We start from the raw sequence: 18,183 nt of genomic DNA on the forward strand, positions 1-18,183 counted from the left end.
CGTTGCGCCGGTGTTTCCGGCGGGTGACGAGAACGTAGAGCTCCGTCCGCGGCGCGACGAGACTTCCGAAAGTTGCGCGGCTTTCCCACGTTGAATCCGGTTCTGCGCGTTCTGCTCAAGCACGCGGGGGGTGGGCAGAAGGTCGGCCGTGAGGCACAATCTCGGCCACAAGGGCCTGGCGCAGGGGCTGGACCTGGCACAACGCACGACAGGGCGAAGAGGCACCGGTGAAGCCCATCCGTATCCGGACCCGCCGCAGTGGCAGGAGGAGACTCTCCACGCGGATCCTGGCCAACCAGTTGTTCATCCTCACGCTCACCGGCGTGATCGGATTCGTGCTCTTCGCGTTCGCGCAACGAGCCGCGCTCGATCACGCCTACGAACAGCGGGCGCTGGCCATCGCACAGACCACGGCCGCCGAGCCGCAGATCCAGCAGGCCATGGAGTACGGCACCGGCGGCGACGCGGTGCAGACCATCGCCGAACGGATCCGCCGGGCGTCCGGAGCCTCGTACGTGGTCGTGATCGACCTGCACGGCGTCCGCCACTCCCACCCCCAGCCGGATCTGATCGGCCAACCGGTGGACGAACCGGTCGCGGCCTTGGACGGCCTCCCGCACGTGGGCATCGACCAGGGCGCCACCGGGCGCTCCGCCAACGGGAAGGCACCCTTGTACGGGCCCACGGGCGCGCTCGTGGGCGAGGTGTCGGCAGGCATCCCCGAGCGGAACGCACTCGTCGAACTGTGGCGTGAGCTGCCCACCTTCGGCGTGTACGCCGCGATCGCCACCGCGCTCGGTTCGGCGGCCGCGTACCTGCTGGCCCGGCGGCTGAAGCGGACGACGTTCGGACTCGAACTGGAGGAGATCGCCGGACTGCTGCAGGACCGCGAGGCGATGCTGCACGGCATCCGCGAGGGTGTGGTCGCCTTCGACCCCCAGGGCAGGATCACCGTGGTGAACGACGAGGCGCGGCGGCTGCTCGGCCTCGGCACGGCACTCGGGAGCACGCTTGAGGAGGTCCTGCCCGACGGCCGGCTGCGCCGCGCGCTGGACGGCACCCTGACCGGCACCGACGTCAGCGTCCTGACCGACGAGCACTGCCTGGTCGTCAACCGTATGCCGGTGACCCTGCGGGGCCGCGAACTGGGCGCGGTGGTCACCGTCCGGGACCGCACCGAGCTGATCGGGCTGCTGCGCGAGCTGGACTCCGTCCGGGGGCTGACCGACGCGCTGCGAGCCCAGCAGCACGAGTTCACCAACCGGATGCACACCCTGGCCGGGCTGCTGGACATCGGGGAGTACGACGACGCGTACGAGTTCGCCGTCGGGTCGGCCGGTGCCGGGCAGGCGCTGACCGAGTCGGTGCGCAAGCGGATCGGGAACTCGCTGATGGTCGGGCTGATCGTGGCGAAGACCACGGTCGCCGCCGAACGCGGGGTGCGGATCGTGCTCGGCGACGACTCCGCGCTCGGTCAGGACCCTCCGCATCTGCGGCGGCTGCTGACCATCGTCGGCAACCTGCTGGACAACGCGGTCGACGCGGCGGGCGACGGGCCGCGCCCGGCGGGCGGCCGCGAGGTGCGGCTGACGGTCACCGAGGACCCCGACCAGGTGATGGTGCGGGTGGCGGACACCGGGCCGGGGATCCCGCCCGGAACCGCCGAGTCGATCTTCGAGGACGGCTGGTCGACCCGGCCCGAACGGGACACCGCCCGGCGCGGCCTGGGCCTCGCCCTCGTGCACCGGCTGGTGCAGCGGCACGGCGGCACGATCACGGTCAGCGAAGGCCCGGGCGCGGTCTTCACGGTGGTCCTGCCGCTGCCGGACACGGCACCGGCGCCCCAGGGCGCACTGTTCACGACGGCGTTGCCGGTGGGAGGCGAGCGCTGATGATCCGCACCCTGGTGGTGGACGACGACTTCCGGGTGAGCCACATCCACAGCGAGTACGTGAGCCGGGTGGAGGGCTTCGAGGTGGTCGGCGAGGCGGCGAGCGTGACCGACGCACTCGACGCGGTGCGCACCCTGCACCCGGACCTGCTGCTGCTCGACATCTTCCTGCCGGACGGCAGCGGGCTCGACGTGCTGCGCCGGCTCACCGGGGCCGAGGGCGGGGCCCGGCCCGACGCCCTCATGATCACGGCGGACCGGGACATCGAGTCGGTTCGCACCGCCATGAAGCTCGGCGCCGTGGGCTACCTGGTCAAGCCGTTCGGCTCCCCCGACCTCGCCGAGCGGCTCACCGCCTACCGCGAGCTCCAGCACCGTGTGCACGCGCTGGGCCCGGCCGCCGAGACCGATCAGGCCGACGTGGACGCCCTGTTCAGCGCCACCCGGCCGCCCGCCGTTCCCCGGGTGCCGGCCAAGGGCCACTCCGCGCCCACCCTCACGCTGGTCCACCAGGCGCTGCGCGCGGCCCGGGGTGCCGTGTCGGCGGCCGAAGCGGCCGAGCTCACCGGGGTCTCCCGCGCCACGGCCCAGCGCTATCTGTCCTACCTGGTCAAGGAGGGAATGGTCCGGCTCGAACTCCGTTACGGGGCCACCGGTCGTCCGGAACACCGCTATCGCATCGTCTCCTGATCCGCCCGGTGCCCGACCGGGCTCGCGGACGGGGTGTCGTGTGACTTGCGTCTGACCTGGAGGGACACGCGCACGGCGCGGGGCGTTGACCGTACGATCGGGCAATGCCTGACACGACCGAAACCACGCCCGGCTGGCTGACTTCCGACGAGCTCGAGTCCGCGCGCGCCCGCCTGCCGATCCTGTACGTGGAAGCCGTGCCCGTGCGCGTCGACGACAGCGGTGAAGTGACCAGCATCGGGCTGCTGCTGCGGATCGGTCCCGACGGGACCGTCAGCCGCACCCTCGTCTCGGGGCGGGTCCTGCACCACGAACGGGTCCGGGACGCCCTTCTGCGCCATCTGGAGAAGGACCTCGGACCGGTGGCGCTGCCCCGCGTCCCGCCCTCACTGCAACCCTTCACCATCGCCGAGTACTTCCCGACGCTGGGCATCACACCGTTCCACGATCCCCGCCAGCACGCGGTGTCCCTCGCCTACATCGTCCCCGTGGCCGGCGACTGCCGCCCCCGCCAGGACGCTCTCGACCTGGAGTGGTTCAGCCCGCAGGAGGCGTCCTCGCCCGTGGTGCTGAACGAGATGCCGGGCGGCCAGGGCGCCCTGCTCAAGCAGGCCCTCGCCCACGTCGGCTGTCTGTCCTGAGCGACGCGCTGAACGGAGTCACCGGCCGCTGCGCGCGTGCGTCGTCCACCGTGATGTCGACCGCCTCGTTGTAGAAGGCGACGTGTTCCCGGATGGCGGCGACCGCGGGCAGCGGGTCCGGATAGCTCCACGCGATGTTCGGCGGGACGTCGGCGTCCCCCCGGTACGACCAGTACCGGGCCGTGCCCTTGTACGGGCAGCCGGTGCGGTGGTCGGTGGGAGCGAACCGGTCGAGGAGGACGTCCTCGCGCGGGACGTAGTAGCGCACTGGCAGGCCGGTCTCGAAGAGCAGCACCGGCCGGCGGGTGTCCGCGACCACCGTCCCGTCGATCTCGACCCGCACATGGCGGCTGCTCGGCAGGGCGTCCACCCGCTTGTGCGGGTCGCGGGGGTGGACGAAGATCTCTTCCTCCTCCTCGTACCAGTGGTCGAGGCCCGTGCCGCTGCGCTGGAACCACGCGAAGGCGAGGTGGCCGGCCAGGTCGCCCGCGGAGTAGGTCCACGCCGCGTTCTCCAGCAGTTCGCCGTCGACTTCGAGGTCGTAGAAGATCCGCGACCCGGTGTGCGCGCCCGTCGGCGGCGCCTTCGCCGGGCGCAGCAGATCCGCCCGCACCTCCTCGCGCGGGAACGCGTACAGCGGTACGGGCGCTCCAGGCTCCCAGACGAGGACGGGGTGCCGGCTGTCGACGACGGTGACGTCGCCCTTGCGGCCGCGCACCCAGCGCTCGCTGGGCTCCCACTGGAGGCCCTCGGGGGTGGTCCGGACGGAGTGTGCGGTGGGGAGCCCGGTGGGGAACGCCGTCATGAAGCTCTCCTTCACCTGTGTGGTGATGCCGGCACCTGTGTGCTGGTGCCGACCGTTCAGCCTGCCTTCGTCGTCTGCGTCGGCGTCGCGTCGGATCCCAGCCTAACCGCGCATTCGAGGCGCCTGAGGTCGACCGCGTCCGCCATCGCCTGCATGCCCTTGTCGTTGGGGTGCAGATGGTCGCCGCCGTCGAAGAACGGCAGGATGCGTTCGTGGTCGTAGGGGCTGCGGAGGATGCGGTCGAAGTCGGTGACCGCGTCGAACTCCCCGCTGTCCCTGATGAACGTGTTGACCTCCTGGCGTACGCTCTCGGCGGCCGGGTCCCACTCGGGCCAGCCCTTGAAGGGCGCGACGGTGGCCCCGACGACGCACTTCCCGGCCGCGTGCGCCCGGTCGACGATCTGCCGGTAGCCGGCGATCAGGTCCTTCGCCGTGACACCGCTGTGGGCCTTGATGTCGTTGACGCCCTCGAAGAGGAAGACCGTGCGGACGCCCGGGTGCGCGAGGACGTCCCGCTGGAGCCGGTTCAGAGCGCTCTGCCCCGCACCGTCCGCCAGGACCTTGTTGCCGGAGATCCCCTCGTCGGCCACGCCCTTGAGGGCCGTGTGCGCCTTCCGCAGCCGGCGGGCGAGGTAGTCGGGCCAGCGGCGGTCGGTGTCGCTCGTCGACGCCCAGCCGTCCGTGATGGAGTCGCCGAGCGCGACGACGGCGCCGGTCGCGGCGTCCGTCCGTACGGAGACGGCGTCGAGGTAGAACCAGGAACCGGTCGGCTCCGTCCAGTTGGTCCCGGCCTCCTCCGCGGTGTGGTCGCCCCGGGCCGCGTACGACGTCCGCATCGCCATCCAGTGCCCGGTCGCGGGACCCGCCGCGTCCGGGGTGTGCAGGCTGATCACCAGGTCGGTGGCGGCGGGCAGCCTGCCGGGCAGCGGGTCGCTGTAATCCGTGGCGCCCGGGGGCACGGTCACCGAGCGCGCGCCGCCGAACGTCAGCCGCCGGTTGCTGCCGCGGACCAGGTCGGCGCCGCTCTTCCGGATGCCCGCGTAGACGCTGTCGAAGGTCAGGGGCCGGTCGCCGAAGGCGTTGGACAGCCGGATGCGCGCCTGGTCCCCGGCCACGCTGGTGTGCACGACCAGCCGGTAGCTCCGGTCGGCGACGGCGTCTGCCATGCGGTCCGCGCTCGCTCCCCAGGTGATCACGTCGTGCCGGGCCGCGGATGTCCGCGCCGCGGCGGGCGCGGCCTGCAGGGCCGCCGCGATCAGCAGGAGGGCCGGCAGACGGCGCACGCCTGCGAGTCGGGCCCTCATCGGACGAAGTCCTTCAGCGTGACGGACCGACCGGGCTCGAGGGTCACCGTCCGGGACCTGCCCCCGTACGCCACTGTCGTGGTCCTGCCCCCGACGCTGTGGATCGAGGCCTCGGTCGGCTTGCCGTCCCGCCACCGCAGATCGACGACGAATCCGCCCCGTGCGCCGGCGCCGGTGATCGATCCGGATGCCGCCCAGGCGGCCGGGAGCGCGGGGAGCAGCTCCAGGTGGCCCGGGCGCGAGTACAACAGCATCTCGATCATCGCCGCCGGTGTACCGAGGTTGGCGTCGATCTGGAAGATGCCGCGGCTCTTCTCCACCTCGTAGATGTCGAAGAGGTTGGGGGCGGTGCCGTTGCTGCCGCCCGTGGACGGGCGGAGGTTGTTCACGACCAGCTGGTACGCCTTCTCGGCGTTCTTCAGGCGGGCCCAGCACAGGCCGCGCCAGGCGTTGGCCCAGCCGAAGCTGTTCATACCGCGGGCGGTGAGCAGGGCGGTGGCGCCGTCCACGAGGTCGGCGGGGGTGGAGCCGTCGGGACGGATGCGGTCGCCGGGGAAGAGCCCGACGAGCGGGGACAGATGCCGGTGGGTGGTCTCGCCGAGGTTGTCGGGCGACATCCACTCCTCCAGCCAGCCCGTCCGCGGGCTCACACGGGGCAGGTAGAGGCGCTCCTGGAGACCGGCGACGGTGTCCGCGTGGTCGCGGTCCTTGCGCAACTCGGCCGCCGCCGTACGGTAGTTCGCGAACAGCGCCCACACCAGCTCCTGGGCGTAGGTTATGCCCTTCGCGTCGAGCGGCCCCTGCTCCGGCGACCAGTCGCTGTCGGCGATCAGGACCTCGCGACCGCTGTCGGGGAGCGTGTGGGTGATCAGCCGCGCCTCCCAGAACGCGCAGGCGCCCTCGAGGAGCGGGTAGATCCTCTCCAGATGGGAGCGGGAGCGCGTGTACTCGTAGTGCTCCCACAGGGTGTTGCACAGCCAGGCGTTGCCCGCCGGATGCCACCACCAGCCCAGTCCACCGTGGGGGTTTGCCGAGATGGCGACGGTCCAGCCGGCGATCCTGCCGGTGGAGTTGCGGTAGCGGTTGCGCGGGTCGTTGAAGTGGGCGCGGGTGAGCTCGGTCCAGGACGGGAGCTGGGCCAGGCAGTAGTCGGTGAGGGCGTCGAAGCACTGCGACAGGCCCGCCCGGTCGGCCATCCAGTAGTTCATCTGGATGTTGATGTCGGTGTGGTAGTCGCCCATCCAGTCCGGGTCGTTGCCGTCCAGCCACAGTCCCTGGAGGCCCAGCGGAAGGCTCCCGCGCGATCCGGAGATCATCAGGTAGCGGCCGAACTGCAGGTAGGCCGCCTCGAGTTCCGGATCCGGGTCGCCGTCCGAGGCGCGGGCCCGGATCCTCTCCCAGGTGTCCAGGGAACGTTGCGCGGCGGACGACGTGCCGAGCGAGACGTCCAGTTGCCCGAACAGCGAACGGTGGTCCGCCACATGGGTGCGCAGCAGCGTGTCGGCCGGGTGGGCGGCCGCGGCGCGGACCTTGGCGCGGGCCAGACGCTCGGGGTCGAGGGACGGGTCGCGGTAGTGGGTGGCCGCGTTCGGTGCGTAGTTGGTACCGCCGCTCAGCACCACCGTGAGGTCCGTGCAGCCGGAGAAGGAGATCCGCCCGCCGCGCACGCTCACTCGGCCGCCGCTGCCGTACGCCGTGACCGCGGCCCCGTAGCGCCGGCCGTTGGGGAAGGCGGCGCCGAACGAGCTTGCGGCACCCGTGGTTTCGCCGCGGGTTCCCTCCAGGGTGACGGTCCCGGTGTGGTGCCCGCCTCCGTTCTGGCCGAGGTGCAGGACGATGACGTCGTCGGGGCGGCTGGCGAAGATCCGCCGCGTGTATGTCACTCCGGAGCGGACGTACGACGTCGTGACCACGCCCTGGGCGAGGTCGAGGGTGCGGCGGTAGCGCGAGACGGCGGACAGGTCGTGGTCGGGGATGTCGACGGTGAGGCGGGCGAGCAGGGTGAAGGAGCCGAAGCGCTCGCGGTCGTAGGGGAACTGGCCGTCGGCGTCGAGGGTGTCGTTGAGGCCGCCGGTCCACATCGTGGCATCGGTGACGAGAAGGAGTTCATGGCCCGGGTCGTTGCTCGCGAGGGCACCGAGCCGGCCGTTGCCGACGGGCAGGCCCTGCCGGATCATCGAGTGTTCGTCGGCGGGGGCCTGCCACCACAGCTGGTGACGTGAACTGCTGTGGTTCCCAGGTGAGTTGGCGGTGCGCCGAGGCTCAGCGGAGGCGGTGAAGGCGGGCAGCGACGCGAGTGCTCCGGTCGCGCCGGCGAGCGCGAGCAGGCTGCGTCTGGACAGCGGCTCGGACGGTTCGGTGTGCATGGCGGGCTCCCGTGAGGTCGGTCAGGACGACTTCGGTACGTCGATCCGGTCGATGTCCGGGGCGTAGCCCGAACCGCTGTCGAAGGTGATCGTGTTGGCGCCCGCCTTGAGCGTGAGGGGCACGCTGACCGTCTCGACGGTTCCCCAGTCCCCGGTCGACGGGAACCTGTAGGTGGTCGCGGCGTTGCCGTCGGTGGAGACGGCGGCCGAGCGGGCGTCACCGCTGACGTAGGCGACCTTCACCAGATAGGTGCCGGCCTTGTCGACGACGATGTCGTTGAAGCGGAGCTTGCCGCCGAGGTAGAGGTTGCCGACCTTGTGGGCGCCGGAGCAGGCGGAGCAGTCGGCGACGGAGGCGTTGCCGCTCAGCGTGTTCGCCGGGGACTCGGCCTCGTAGGCGGTGGTGGTGAGCGCCCTGCCGCGCGGGGTGACCGTGAACAGGCGGGAGCCATGGGCGGGGAGGGCCTCGGTCACCTTGTTCCGGTACGTGCCGAGGCTCTCGTGGTTCCACAGGTCCCGGACGGCGGCCGGGCCGGTGAAGCCGAGGGCCGCCCAGTGGGCGGTGACGGCCGCGGGCGCGTCGGCGAGGTTGAACAGGGCGACGGTGTAACTGCCGTCGCGGTTCCTGGCCGCCCACACCTGCTGGGCGTCGGCCGGGGTGATGGGCCGAGCGGGCGCAGTGGCGCCCTGGTCGACGGCGATGACCTCGCGGTTGGTCAGCAGGGAGAGGCCGTAGGACTCGAGGCGGGTGAGGTCGTCGCCGGTGTAGAGCGGGGACTTGGCGATCGCCCACAGCGTGGCGTAGCTCTGCCGCTCGGCCTTGGTGAGGCCGTCCATGGCGCCGTTGCCGACGTCGAGGGAGTCGAGGTCGCTCCAGCCACCGGGACCGGAGTGACGGCTCCAGGCGGGGGCGTCGTCCCAGCGGTCGTTGACCGAGTTCTCCCAGCTCACCAGGGTGTTGCAGTAGCACTCCACATCGGTGTCGATGCGCCAGCCGTTGGAGTACTTCTTCCAGTCGGCCGCGTGGCCGACGTCGAGCGACCAGGAGATCTCGAGGTGGATCGGCCGGCCGGTGGCGGCGATGGCCTTCTGCCAGGCGGCGACGTCGGCGACGTTGTCGTACTGGTCGCCGCTCTTGCCGGAGCCGGGTCCGACACCGTCGAGCTTGAGGAAGTCGTAGCCCCAGTCGGCGAGCATCCGGGCCTGGGAGTCGATGTACTTCTGCGCGCAGGGGCGGGAGAGGTCGAGCTTGTAGGCGCTGTCCCAGCCGTTGGTGGTGCGCAGGTCACCGTGGACGATGTCGGCGGTGGTGCAGCCGGGGGCGTCCTTGATGGGGACCGTGCCCCCGCCGTACGCCTCCTTCTCCAGGCCGACGGGGAGGTAGATGCCGGCCTTGAGGCCCTTCGCGTGGATGCGATCGGCGACCGCCTCCATCCCGTGCGGGAAGCGGACCGGGTCGGCCTGCTGGCGGGCGTACCCGTCGAACCCGGGCTTCCACGTCTTGTCGCGCCACCAGCCGGCGTCGATGTTGACGTACTCGTAGCCGTACCTCTTGAGCTTGGCGGCGAGGGCGTCGGTCTGGGTGAGGACGTTGGCCTCGGTGAGGTAGCTGTAGTCGCCGTCGGGGTTGAGGCCCGGGTACCTCGACGACTGCATGCTCCAACTCGACCAGCCCATGTAGGGCTTGGCCGCGACGGCCGGGGCCGCCGGGTCCGCCGGGTCCGCCGGGTCCGCCGGGGCGCCGACGGCAGCCGTGGTCTCGGCCGACGTCGCGCTCGCCCGGGCCGTGCGAACGGCCTGGGCGGGCCCCGCGTGGGCCGCCGGGACGGCCGTCGCCAGGCATGCGCTGACGGCCACGACGAGCGCGGCTCTCAGGGTGCGGGCGGGCAGCACGAAGTAGGGGGATGACCGCATGGGTCGTGCCTCCTGTGGGTTGGGGGGAGCGGCTCAGGACTCGGCCCGGGTGGGCCGGCAGGAAGGTGAGGGCGCGCTTGTCGCCGTCCGGTCATGGCGGGCGGCAGGCAGCGGTCGTGGTGGGTCCGGCCGGATCGGGCCGGCTCGGCTCGGGGGTGGCCGGCACCGCCGCTGCCGGGCGGCGCGGCGGCAGGACGACCGGCTCGGAAGGGGACCGCACGGGTCCTCGTCGACGAGTGGGGCCGCGGCGAGGACCCGTGCGGCGGCTGATCGTCCGATGGGATGCCGGTCGGGCGGGCTTGTGGGATGCCGGTCAGGCGGGCTTTCGGTGGCGGGGCTCACGGGTGGACGAGGGACTGCGGCTCCGCAGCGTCATCGCTCCTCCTGGGACGGTGGACCCGTAGGTGTCAGTGGCGCGTCTGTGCTCTGATGAAGGACTGGATGGCGGTGGCCGCGGCCCCGCGCGCCCATTCGTCGAAGGGCAGCGGGCGGGTCTGGAGGTCGCACCGCGCGGCCGTCCCGAAGGCCGACGCGGCGAACGCGTCGCGGATCTGCTCGGCGAACAGGTCGTACGCCGCCAGGCCTTCGCCAGAGATGATCACGCGTTCGGGGCCGAACAGATTGGCGACCGTGCCGATGGCCCGGCCGATGGCCTCCCCCGCCCTCGTGTACACCTCACGTGCGCCCCGGTCACCGCGGTGGGCCAGGGCGACGGCCTCGGTGGCGTCGGCCACGGGCACGCCGGTCGCCTCGCGTACCGCCGCGACGATGGCGCGGTCCGCGGCGATGGCCTCGACGCAGCCGCGATTGCCGCAGTGGCAGGGTGGGCCGGCCGGGTCGATGACCATGTGCCCGATCTCGCCGGCCACCCCGTGGGCACCGGACACGACCCGCCCGTGCACGACCAGACCGCAGCCCACACCGGCGCCCACGGTCACCAGGGCGAAGTCGGACAGGCCCACGCCCGCGCCGAACCACTGCTCGGCGACGGTCAGTGCCCGCACGTCGTTGTCGACGGTGACCGGCAAGCCGGTCGTCATCTCCATGAGCTCGGAGAGCCGGACGTCGCGCCACTCCAGGAAGGGCGAGTAGCGCACCACACCGGCCGCACGGTCCACATCGCCGGACACAGCCACGCCCAGACCGTGCACCGGGACGCCGAACCCGTCGGCCTCCGTCAGCAGTTCGTGCACCAGTTCCGCGGCCCGGGCCAGGACCGCTCCGGGCTGACGGGCGGTCAACGGCAGGTGCCGGGCCTGGCGGATCCGGCAGCACAGGTCGGTGAGCACGGCGATGATCTCGTCGCCGGTGATCTTGACGCCGATGAACAGTGCCCGTCCGCCGTCGACCCGCACGGGGTTGGCGGGCCTTCCCAGCGACGGGCGTGCGTCCTCGTCCTCGACCAGGTAGCCGGCCTCCATCAGGGGCCGCACCGCCTTGGTGACCGCGGCCGCCGACAGCCCGGCCCGCCCGCCGATGTCCGAGCGGGTGAGGGGACCGTGGGAGAGCACGGTGATGAAGACCTGGGAGGCGGCCGGCGTATGGGCCGGGAACGCCTCCGCGCGAGGGGGCGAACGCATGCCCCGGAACCTAGGGAAGTTCTTTTCCGCTGTCAATAAAAGAAACAGGAGTCGTCTGAGGATGTCCTGTCGGGTGTCTGTGCCCTTCGTGTCCGGCTCATCTGCGTGATGGCGCCGAGGTGTTAGCCACGTCGAGGCAGAGTCCTCGACGCCCTGCCGGAGGGGAACGAGGAGGCCGTACGCAAGGTGATGACGCGGCACCTCGGCATGTCCGCGGTCCCTGGCGGCCCACGGCTGATCGCGGGCAGCCCGGTCCCGCACCGGCGGTCCGGCCTTCCGACGGCGTTGGACGTGGCGGCGTCACCCCGTGGCGCGGGCGAGCGTGACGTCGACGGCGGACGACGCCCCGGACGCGCCGTTGGCGTGCGTCCAGCCGCGGTCCGAAGTGACGCTGCTCCACAGGCGGTTGTCGAAGGCCACGGAGGCGACGTGCAGCGTGGTGGCGTGGGAGACCATCCACTGCGCCAGGGCCCATCCCGTCCTCGTGTCGCTCACCGGGTAGGCGATGCCGACGGCCGTGGACGCCGGATCGCTGACGAGGTCCGGCCCGAACTCACGCCGGACCGCCTCCGTCATCGCCGACCCACTCTGCGCTGCGGAGTCGGCCGCCGCGATCTTGATCACCGTGCAGGTCAGGGCGGGGCCCTCGCGTCCAGACAGGGCGGCGGCGAGCGCGGCGGCCGTGCTCTCGTGCTGGGCGTACGCCGTTGGGTAGCCGCTGTGCTGGACCTTCTGCGCCGCAACCGTCACCGGGAGGCTGAGGTAGTCGGGCACCCTGACCAGGGCGTCGAAGAACTTGCCGGACGCGTGGACGGGGTCGCGCACCTGGGCGGGGGTGCCCCAACCCTGGGAGGGGCGCTGCTGGAACAGTCCGAGCGAGTCCCGGTCGCCGTAGTCGATGTTCCTCAGCTTGGACTCCTGGATCGCGGTCGCCAGGGCGATCGTCACGGCCCGTTCCGGGAGTCCGCGCGCGTGGGCCACTGCCGCGATGGTCGTGGCATGGGACGCCTGGTCCAGATCGAGCGTGAGGTCCGACCCGTCCGAGCCGTTCACCGCGCACCCCTCGGTCTGCGCCGGCCTGGTGCAGCGGACGGCCAGGTAGCCTATGAGCGCCAGGACCAGCCCGAGCCCGATCACCGCCGGCCATATCCCGCGGCGCCGCCGCCTCCGTTCCGCCACCTCGGCCTCGCCCTCCCCTCGATTACAGTTGCGTCGTTGCGCAAGCGTATAACCTTCCCGTCGAGGTCCCGCGTCGCGGACCCGAGTCGGAGGGGGACATGACCGGAGGGAGCCGCATGGGCGGTCGACGCGGCGGGGATGCGCGGCACGCAGGGTCCGACCGCACCGTGGAGCTGGCTCTGGTGCTGGGCGCCGTGGTCATCGGCGGGTACGCCTACATCGAGACGGGCCTGGCCACGACCGGGAAGCTGCCGCCCGGCCTGCCGCTTCAGCTGGCGGGGGCGGCCGCGCTGCCGCTGCTGTGCCATGTGGCGGTGCGCCGGTTCGCCCGCCATGCCGATCCGCTGATCCTGCCCCTGGCCACACTGCTCAGCGGCCTCGGCCTCGTGCTCATCCACCGCCTCGACCTCGCCTACCGGTCGCACTACCGCTCGGCCGCGGCGGCCTCGGGCCAGCTGCTGTGGTGCGCCATCGCGGTGGTGGGCTTCAGCGCGGTGATGGTGCTGCTCAAGGACCATCGCAGGCTCCAGCGATACCCGTATCTGACGATCACCGTGGGCCTGGTGCTGCTGATGGCACCGGCCTTCTACCCCGGTGACGTCTACGGCGCCAAGCGATGGATCTTCCTGGGGCCGCTGGAGTTCCAGCCCGGTGAGTTCGTGAAGATCGTCATCGTGGTGTTCTTCGCCGGGTACCTGACGGTCCGCAAGGACGCCCTGGCGCTTGCGGGGCGGCGGTTCTTGAGCATGTACCTGCCTCGCGGGCGGCAACTCGGCCCGATCGCCGCGGTGTGGATCCTCAGCCTGCTGGTGCTCGTCCTCGAACGGGACCTGGGCACGTCGCTGATCTTCTTCGGTGTGTTCGTGATCATGCTGTACGTCGCCACCGAGCGGACCAGCTGGGTCGCGTTCGGCGTGGGCATGTTCGCCGTCGGCGCGTTCGTCATCGGTTCCCTGGAACCGCATGTGCACGGCCGTGTGGTGGCCTGGCTGCACCCCATGGACATCTATCTGCCGCCCGCCCAGCGCCCGGCCGGACTGGTCTCGGACCAGGCCGCCCAGGCCCTGTTCAGCTTCGGCTCGGGCGGCATGCTCGGTACGGGCCTCGGCCAGGGCCATCCGGAGCTCATCGGCTTCGCCGGGCGCAGCGACTTCATCCTCACCACGGTCGGCGAGGAGCTCGGCCTGGCCGGCGTCACGGCCGTGCTCCTGCTCTACTCCCTGCTCGCCGAACGCGGCCTGCGGACCGCGATCACCGTCAGCGACCCGTTCGGCAAGCTCCTGGCGGCCGGGCTGGCCACCTCCCTGGTGCTCCAGGTGTTCGTCGTCGCAGGCGGTGTCACCGGCCTGATCCCGCTCACCGGCAAGGCCCTGCCGTTCCTGGCCCAGGGCGGCTCGGCCATGGTCGCCAACTGGCTCATGGTCGCCGTCCTGATCAAGGTCAGCGACACCGCGCGCCGGCCCCTGCCCGCTCCGGCCACCCAGGTGAGCGCCGCGGAGACCCAGATCGTACGACCGTGATCGACGCACCTGTCCGGCACGGGAACCCGGGGGCGGGCGCAGGCGTCCCCCGGACAGAACCACAGTCACGGCTCACCCCGGGGGGACGCACACCATGAGCACCGAGATCTACTTCAGCAGCAACTATCGCGACCTGTGCGAGCAGCACGGCACCGGGGCGGGCTTTCAGTTCGAGTTCTCCTGCTCGCGCTGTTCCGACACCTGGCGCTCGCCGTTCGAGCCGTTCAGGGCGGGTCAGATGGCCGGCTGGCTGTCGCGAGGCGTCAGCGCCGCCTGGTCGTTGGTGGGTGGCGCCGGCCGCAGCGTGTCCGACGCGGCCGACGGTCTGGCGGGGGCCAGTTTCGGTACGCAGCGGGACGCCGCGTTCACCCGCGCCATCGCCAACGCGCAGGGCCACTTCAACCGCTGCCCCCGCTGCACGGCCTACGTCTGCGCCCGCTGCTGGAACCCGGGGCAGGGCCTGTGCCTGACCTGCTCGCCGGACACCGCGGCGGAGGCAGAGGCGGCCAGGCAGAGGGGACTGAACGACATGGTGACGCGGCGGGCCTACGACGAGGGCGGGCAACGGGGAGGGAGCTACGACGTCACGGCCCCGCGCCAGTTGGTCTGCCCCCACTGCCGTGCCGAAACCCGGGGCGGGGCGTTCTGCCCGTCCTGTGGACACCGCCTCGCGCAGACGACGAGCTGCTCCGCCTGCCGTCAGGACCTGCCGGACGGTGCGGCCTTCTGCCCGGCCTGCGGTACGCATCGCTGACGGGGCCCGGGCCCGCCGCTCGCTCGCGGGGATGGATGGGCAGGCGAGCGGCGGGTGACTGCGGGAGCGGTCAGACGTTGACGCCGAAGTCGGTGGCGATGCCGCGCAGCCCGGAGGCGTAGCCCTGGCCGACCGCGCGGAACTTCCACTCGCTTCCGTGGCGGTACAGCTCGCCGAAGACCATCGCGGTCTCCGAGGAGGCGTCCTCGGACAGGTCGTAGCGCGCGATCTCCTGGTTGTTCGCCTGGTTCACCACCCGGATGAACGCGTTGCGCACCTGACCGAAGCTCTGTCCGCGCGCGTCCGCGTCGTGGATGGACACCGGGAAGACGATCTTGTCCACCTCGACGGGTACGGCGCCGAGATTCACCTTGATGGTCTCGTCGTCGCCCTCGCTCCCGCCGACGAGGTTGTCACCGGTGTGCTCCACCGAACCGTCCGGGCTCTTGAGGTTGTTGTAGAAGACGAAGTGCTGGTCGGAGACGACTTTGCCCGAGGCGTTGAGAAGCAGCGCGGAGGCATCCAGGTCGTAGTCGGCACCGGTGGTGGTCCGCACGTCCCACCCCAGCCCCACCAGCACTGCGCTCAGTCCCGGCGCCTCCTTGCTCAGCGACACGTTGCCACCCTTGGACAGGGACACTCCCACGGCTCATCCTCCCGATTGCGGGCTGTACGTACGTTCACTGGGTCTCAACGCCGACGCCCCCCGAATGGTTCCATTGTTTGCGCAATAGCTAAAGTGTGTGTGCCGTGGGCACCCGCGCCGGGCGGGCCGGCAGCGGCGGAGGCAAGGGGTGTCGGATGTTCGTCGATATGAGCCCTCTGAAGCTCGTCACGCTGGCGATCCTGGCCGTCCTCCTCTTCGGCCCCGACAAGCTGCCCGAGATCATCCAGAACGTGGCCGGGTTCCTGCGCAAGGTCAGGGAGATCTCCGCCGACGCCGAGCAGGAGATCCGCTCCGAACTGGGACCGGGGTTCGAGGACTTCGAGCTCCAGGACCTGCACCCGAAGACATTCGTCCGCAAGCACGTCCTGGAGGACGACGGCCTCGGCCTGGCCGAGATCCGCAGCGCCCTCGACCCACGCAAGGAACTGACGGAGCTCACCGACGCCGTACGGGAGACGGACGGCGGAACGCACTAGGACCTGTCCGCCGGGCCATGAGCGGAGCCGGAGACATACGGCCGCCGGTCGTGACCGTCCGACGACGACGGAGGATGTTCCCGCCCTGATCTCAGTCTTCACGTTCGCATTGCAGTACGCCACCACGGCCGTGACGGCGAGACCGAGCGGCAGCCCCGGAACCCGCCGCCTCGGTGCGGCCCTCGGGACCAGTGGCCCCGTAAACGGGCCTGGTGGCTCATCCGTGGACGACGGGTTCCTGACACGGTGGACTCGTGGCCACGAGTGGCCAACATGACCGGAAGGGAGCCCGGACATGCATCACCGAACCGTCGGGGAGCTCATGACCCGCGAGGTCGTCCGGGCTCGGCGCGACATGTCGTTCAAGGAGATCGTGAAGCTGCTGGCGGAGAACGATGTCACCGCCGTGCCCGTGGTGGACGACCTGGACCGCCCCATGGGCGTCGTGTCGGAGGCCGACCTGCTTCGCAAGTCCGCCGACCAGGCCGACCCGTACGGCCGGACACCCGTTCCGCATCTGGAGGCGTGGGAGCGGGCCAAGGCCGAGGGCGCCAGGGCCGAGGAACTGATGTCAGCTCCCGCGGTGTGCGCGCGTCCGGAGTGGAACGTGGTCGAGGCGGCCCGCCTGATGGAGGTGCAGAAGGTGAAGCGGCTACCCGTGGTGGACGAGGCGGACCGGCTGGTGGGCATCGTCAGCCGCGGGGACCTGTTGCGGATCTTTCTGCGTCGTGACGACTCCGTCCGTGACGAGATCACGCGGGACGTGCTGGAGCGTGCGCTGGGCCCTGCCGCCTCAGATGTGACGGTCGACGTGCGCGAGGGGCAGGTCACCCTCGGCGGATCCGTCGGCTTCAAAAGCCTGGTTCCGATCGTGGAGCAGCTGTGCCGGGGTGTCGACGGCGTGGTCTCGGTGTCCGGGCGAATCGCGTACCGAACGGACGACGCCCGGCCGTCTTGCAGCGGCGCGTAGGAGACCTCCGTGCACTCATACGGCGCAGACGCGATCCGTTCCGAGTCGGTGGCCGTGGCGGGTGCGTCTCAAGACGCCGGCCCCGGCCGGCTGGCGCTCTCGGCCGCCGGGTGGCAGTCGCATGAGGTACGAAAGCAGCACGGATCCGCCGGGCCGCAGTGGCAGATCGGCAGGATCGGCGGCGAATCCCTACCGGCACTCGTCGAGTCCGGGTGGGTGCCGGTGTGCTGCCCGTTCCGCAAGGGGCGAGCGGACTCGGAGCAGGTGAACGGGCCCTGATCGCAGTGGGTGACCGCACATAGGCCGGGCCACCCGGGCACCGGCACGTCGCCGGGTGCGGCGGAGAGGGGACTGACACGGTGCGCGGTTCGCGAGCCTCTGGGCGCCACGACCGGCTCTGAGGCCGGGTCCGCATGCGGCGCGGGGACGTATGCGGTACTCCTCGAATGAGGGAGAGTCGTACTCAGCGTGTCGGCGCTGTCCGGACCGGCGGAATCGCTCACCGTCACCCGGCTTGCCACGAGACGGAGGCAGTCGACATGGACCCGGTCGTCACGGTGGGCCTCGACGGCTCGCCCGACAGTCTCGCCGCTGCCCGCTGGGCCGCCGACGAGGCCGAGCGGCGTCGCCTCACGCTGCGCCTGCTGCACGCGTGGCCGCTTCTGGCGCCGGAACCCACCCGCCTTCCCTGCGAGGACGATCAGAACTACTGGGCGAAGCGGCTGGTGCACGACGCGCGGGCGATGCTCCGGGCACGCCACCCGAACCTCACCGTCGTCGAGAGCCTGGTCGCCGACGACGCCCAGCACGCACTGCTCGAAGCGGCGTCGGAGTCCGAGATGACCGTGCTCGGTTCACGCGGGCTGGAGCCCGTCGCGAGCTACTTCCTGGGAGACATCAGCATGCCCGTCGTGGCACGGGCCGAGCGGCCGGTGGTGCTGGTCCGTGCCGATACTCGCGAAGAGAGCACTCCGCCCACCCCCACGGGCCGCGTCGTGGTGGCGCTGAAACTGCACGGCCCGTGCGACGACTTGCTCGAGTTCGCCTTCGCCACCGCCGCAGCGAGGGACGTGGACCTTCGGGCCGTCCACGGCCGCAGCGTGCCGGTCCATGTGCCCGTGCCCTGGGGCGTCGACGACGACCTCACCGAAGAGACGGCGCAGGACGCGCAGAAGCAGCTGCGCCAGGCGCTCCACCCCTGGCGCGAGAAGTTTCCGCGCGTCCAGGTCGCCGACAGCATCGCTCTAGAGAGCCCGGCCAAGGCTGTCGTACGGGCAGCCGAGGGCGCCGGACTGCTGGCTGTCGGCAGACGCCGGCACCATGTCGGCCTCGCGCCACGTCTGGGCCCCGTGGCCCAGGCCGCCCTCCATCACGCGCGCTGCCCCGTCGCCGTCGTACCCCATGACTGAGCCGGGCCACCACCGGG

At 71.4% G+C, this 18,183-nt stretch carries 15 protein-coding genes; 8 read left to right on the forward strand and 7 right to left on the reverse strand.

Features of this window, described 5'->3' with window-relative positions; all coding sequences use genetic code 11:
• The first annotated feature begins 227 nt into the window (after window positions 1-227).
• The 3 genes from ASC56_RS11920 to ASC56_RS11930 all read left to right on the forward strand — a co-directional run bounded on the left by ASC56_RS11920 (window position 228) and on the right by ASC56_RS11930 (window position 3,222).
• On the forward strand, window positions 228-1,892 hold the full coding sequence (locus ASC56_RS11920; protein ID WP_305793667.1) for a sensor histidine kinase: 1,665 nt from the start codon (window positions 228-230) through the stop codon (window positions 1,890-1,892).
• Window positions 1,892-2,581: a response regulator gene (locus ASC56_RS11925; protein ID WP_055491291.1), complete on the forward strand. Its 690-nt coding sequence runs from the start codon at window positions 1,892-1,894 to the stop codon at window positions 2,579-2,581. Before ASC56_RS11920 ends, ASC56_RS11925 begins: the two co-directional genes overlap by 1 nt.
• Window positions 2,582-2,685: 104 nt before the next feature.
• Entirely contained in the window at window positions 2,686-3,222 is a 537-nt protein-coding gene (locus ASC56_RS11930; RefSeq protein WP_055491292.1) for an NUDIX hydrolase family protein, read from the forward strand.
• Here the strand turns inward: ASC56_RS11930 and ASC56_RS11935 are convergent.
• The 6 genes from ASC56_RS11935 to ASC56_RS11960 form a co-directional block, all read right to left on the reverse strand.
• The gene (locus ASC56_RS11935) at window positions 3,185-4,027 is read right to left on the reverse strand and encodes a DUF427 domain-containing protein (protein WP_055491293.1); all 843 of its coding nucleotides are present in this window, start codon (window positions 4,025-4,027) and stop codon (window positions 3,185-3,187) included. The two genes, ASC56_RS11930 and ASC56_RS11935, sit on opposite strands and share 38 nt — an antisense overlap.
• A 56-nt stretch (window positions 4,028-4,083) precedes the next feature.
• Window positions 4,084-5,331, reverse strand: a complete 1,248-nt coding sequence (locus tag ASC56_RS11940) for an SGNH/GDSL hydrolase family protein (protein WP_055491294.1) — start codon at window positions 5,329-5,331, stop codon at window positions 4,084-4,086.
• Window positions 5,328-7,697, reverse strand: a complete 2,370-nt coding sequence (locus ASC56_RS11945; protein WP_055491295.1) for a glycoside hydrolase N-terminal domain-containing protein — start codon at window positions 7,695-7,697, stop codon at window positions 5,328-5,330. The genes ASC56_RS11940 and ASC56_RS11945 overlap by 4 nt, the downstream gene beginning before the upstream one ends.
• Window positions 7,698-7,718: 21 nt before the next feature.
• Window positions 7,719-9,611: a carbohydrate-binding protein gene (locus ASC56_RS11950; protein WP_055491296.1), complete on the reverse strand. Its 1,893-nt coding sequence runs from the start codon at window positions 9,609-9,611 to the stop codon at window positions 7,719-7,721.
• Between the two features lie 407 nt (window positions 9,612-10,018).
• Complete coding sequence (locus tag ASC56_RS11955; protein WP_055491297.1) at window positions 10,019-11,191, reverse strand: ROK family transcriptional regulator; 1,173 nt, start codon at window positions 11,189-11,191, stop codon at window positions 10,019-10,021.
• A 300-nt stretch (window positions 11,192-11,491) separates the two neighbouring features.
• Complete coding sequence (locus ASC56_RS11960) at window positions 11,492-12,328, reverse strand: hypothetical protein (protein ID WP_055491298.1); 837 nt, start codon at window positions 12,326-12,328, stop codon at window positions 11,492-11,494.
• Between the two features lie 158 nt (window positions 12,329-12,486).
• On the opposite strand from ASC56_RS11960, the gene ASC56_RS11965 reads away from it, so the two are divergent.
• Both ASC56_RS11965 and ASC56_RS11970 read left to right on the forward strand, forming a co-directional pair.
• Window positions 12,487-13,890 (forward strand): FtsW/RodA/SpoVE family cell cycle protein, encoded by a 1,404-nt coding sequence (locus ASC56_RS11965; RefSeq protein ID WP_055491299.1) that lies wholly within the window; start codon window positions 12,487-12,489, stop codon window positions 13,888-13,890.
• Window positions 13,891-13,984: 94 nt separating this feature from the next.
• Window positions 13,985-14,644: a zinc ribbon domain-containing protein gene (locus ASC56_RS11970; RefSeq protein WP_055491300.1), complete on the forward strand. Its 660-nt coding sequence runs from the start codon at window positions 13,985-13,987 to the stop codon at window positions 14,642-14,644.
• 70 nt (window positions 14,645-14,714) lie between these two features.
• On the opposite strand, the gene ASC56_RS11975 is transcribed toward ASC56_RS11970, so the two are convergent.
• Window positions 14,715-15,290 (reverse strand): TerD family protein, encoded by a 576-nt coding sequence (locus ASC56_RS11975; protein WP_055491301.1) that lies wholly within the window; start codon window positions 15,288-15,290, stop codon window positions 14,715-14,717.
• Window positions 15,291-15,457: 167 nt separating this feature from the next.
• Between ASC56_RS11975 and ASC56_RS11980 the strand changes: the two genes are divergently transcribed.
• The 3 genes from ASC56_RS11980 to ASC56_RS11995 all read left to right on the forward strand — a co-directional run bounded on the left by ASC56_RS11980 (window position 15,458) and on the right by ASC56_RS11995 (window position 18,166).
• Window positions 15,458-15,787 (forward strand): sec-independent translocase, encoded by a 330-nt coding sequence (locus tag ASC56_RS11980; protein ID WP_371330056.1) that lies wholly within the window; start codon window positions 15,458-15,460, stop codon window positions 15,785-15,787.
• A 295-nt stretch (window positions 15,788-16,082) separates the two neighbouring features.
• Complete coding sequence (locus ASC56_RS11985; protein WP_055491302.1) at window positions 16,083-16,757, forward strand: CBS domain-containing protein; 675 nt, start codon at window positions 16,083-16,085, stop codon at window positions 16,755-16,757.
• Between the two features lie 539 nt (window positions 16,758-17,296).
• Complete coding sequence (locus tag ASC56_RS11995; RefSeq protein ID WP_055491304.1) at window positions 17,297-18,166, forward strand: universal stress protein; 870 nt, start codon at window positions 17,297-17,299, stop codon at window positions 18,164-18,166.
• Window positions 18,167-18,183: the final 17 nt, after the last annotated feature.

The organism is Streptomyces sp. TP-A0356 (assembly GCF_001417775.1).
Taxonomy (GTDB): Bacteria; Actinomycetota; Actinomycetes; order Streptomycetales; family Streptomycetaceae; genus Streptomyces.

What these genes read in the sequence shown, in the direction of transcription:
- ASC56_RS11925 (WP_055491291.1), top strand. Translation starts at nt 1,892, where the DNA reads ATGATCCGCACCCTGGTGGTGGACGACGACTTCCGGGTGAGCCACATC.
- ASC56_RS11930 (WP_055491292.1), top strand. Translation starts at nt 2,686, where the DNA reads ATGCCTGACACGACCGAAACCACGCCCGGCTGGCTGACTTCCGACGAG.
- ASC56_RS11935 (WP_055491293.1), bottom strand. Translation starts at nt 4,027, where the DNA reads ATGACGGCGTTCCCCACCGGGCTCCCCACCGCACACTCCGTCCGGACC.
- ASC56_RS11940 (WP_055491294.1), bottom strand. Translation starts at nt 5,331, where the DNA reads ATGAGGGCCCGACTCGCAGGCGTGCGCCGTCTGCCGGCCCTCCTGCTG.
- ASC56_RS11945 (WP_055491295.1), bottom strand. Translation starts at nt 7,697, where the DNA reads ATGCACACCGAACCGTCCGAGCCGCTGTCCAGACGCAGCCTGCTCGCG.
- ASC56_RS11950 (WP_055491296.1), bottom strand. Translation starts at nt 9,611, where the DNA reads ATGCGGTCATCCCCCTACTTCGTGCTGCCCGCCCGCACCCTGAGAGCC.
- ASC56_RS11955 (WP_055491297.1), bottom strand. Translation starts at nt 11,191, where the DNA reads ATGCGTTCGCCCCCTCGCGCGGAGGCGTTCCCGGCCCATACGCCGGCC.
- ASC56_RS11965 (WP_055491299.1), top strand. Translation starts at nt 12,487, where the DNA reads ATGGGCGGTCGACGCGGCGGGGATGCGCGGCACGCAGGGTCCGACCGC.
- ASC56_RS11970 (WP_055491300.1), top strand. Translation starts at nt 13,985, where the DNA reads ATGAGCACCGAGATCTACTTCAGCAGCAACTATCGCGACCTGTGCGAG.
- ASC56_RS11980 (WP_371330056.1), top strand. Translation starts at nt 15,458, where the DNA reads ATGAGCCCTCTGAAGCTCGTCACGCTGGCGATCCTGGCCGTCCTCCTC.
- ASC56_RS11985 (WP_055491302.1), top strand. Translation starts at nt 16,083, where the DNA reads ATGCATCACCGAACCGTCGGGGAGCTCATGACCCGCGAGGTCGTCCGG.
- ASC56_RS11995 (WP_055491304.1), top strand. Translation starts at nt 17,297, where the DNA reads ATGGACCCGGTCGTCACGGTGGGCCTCGACGGCTCGCCCGACAGTCTC.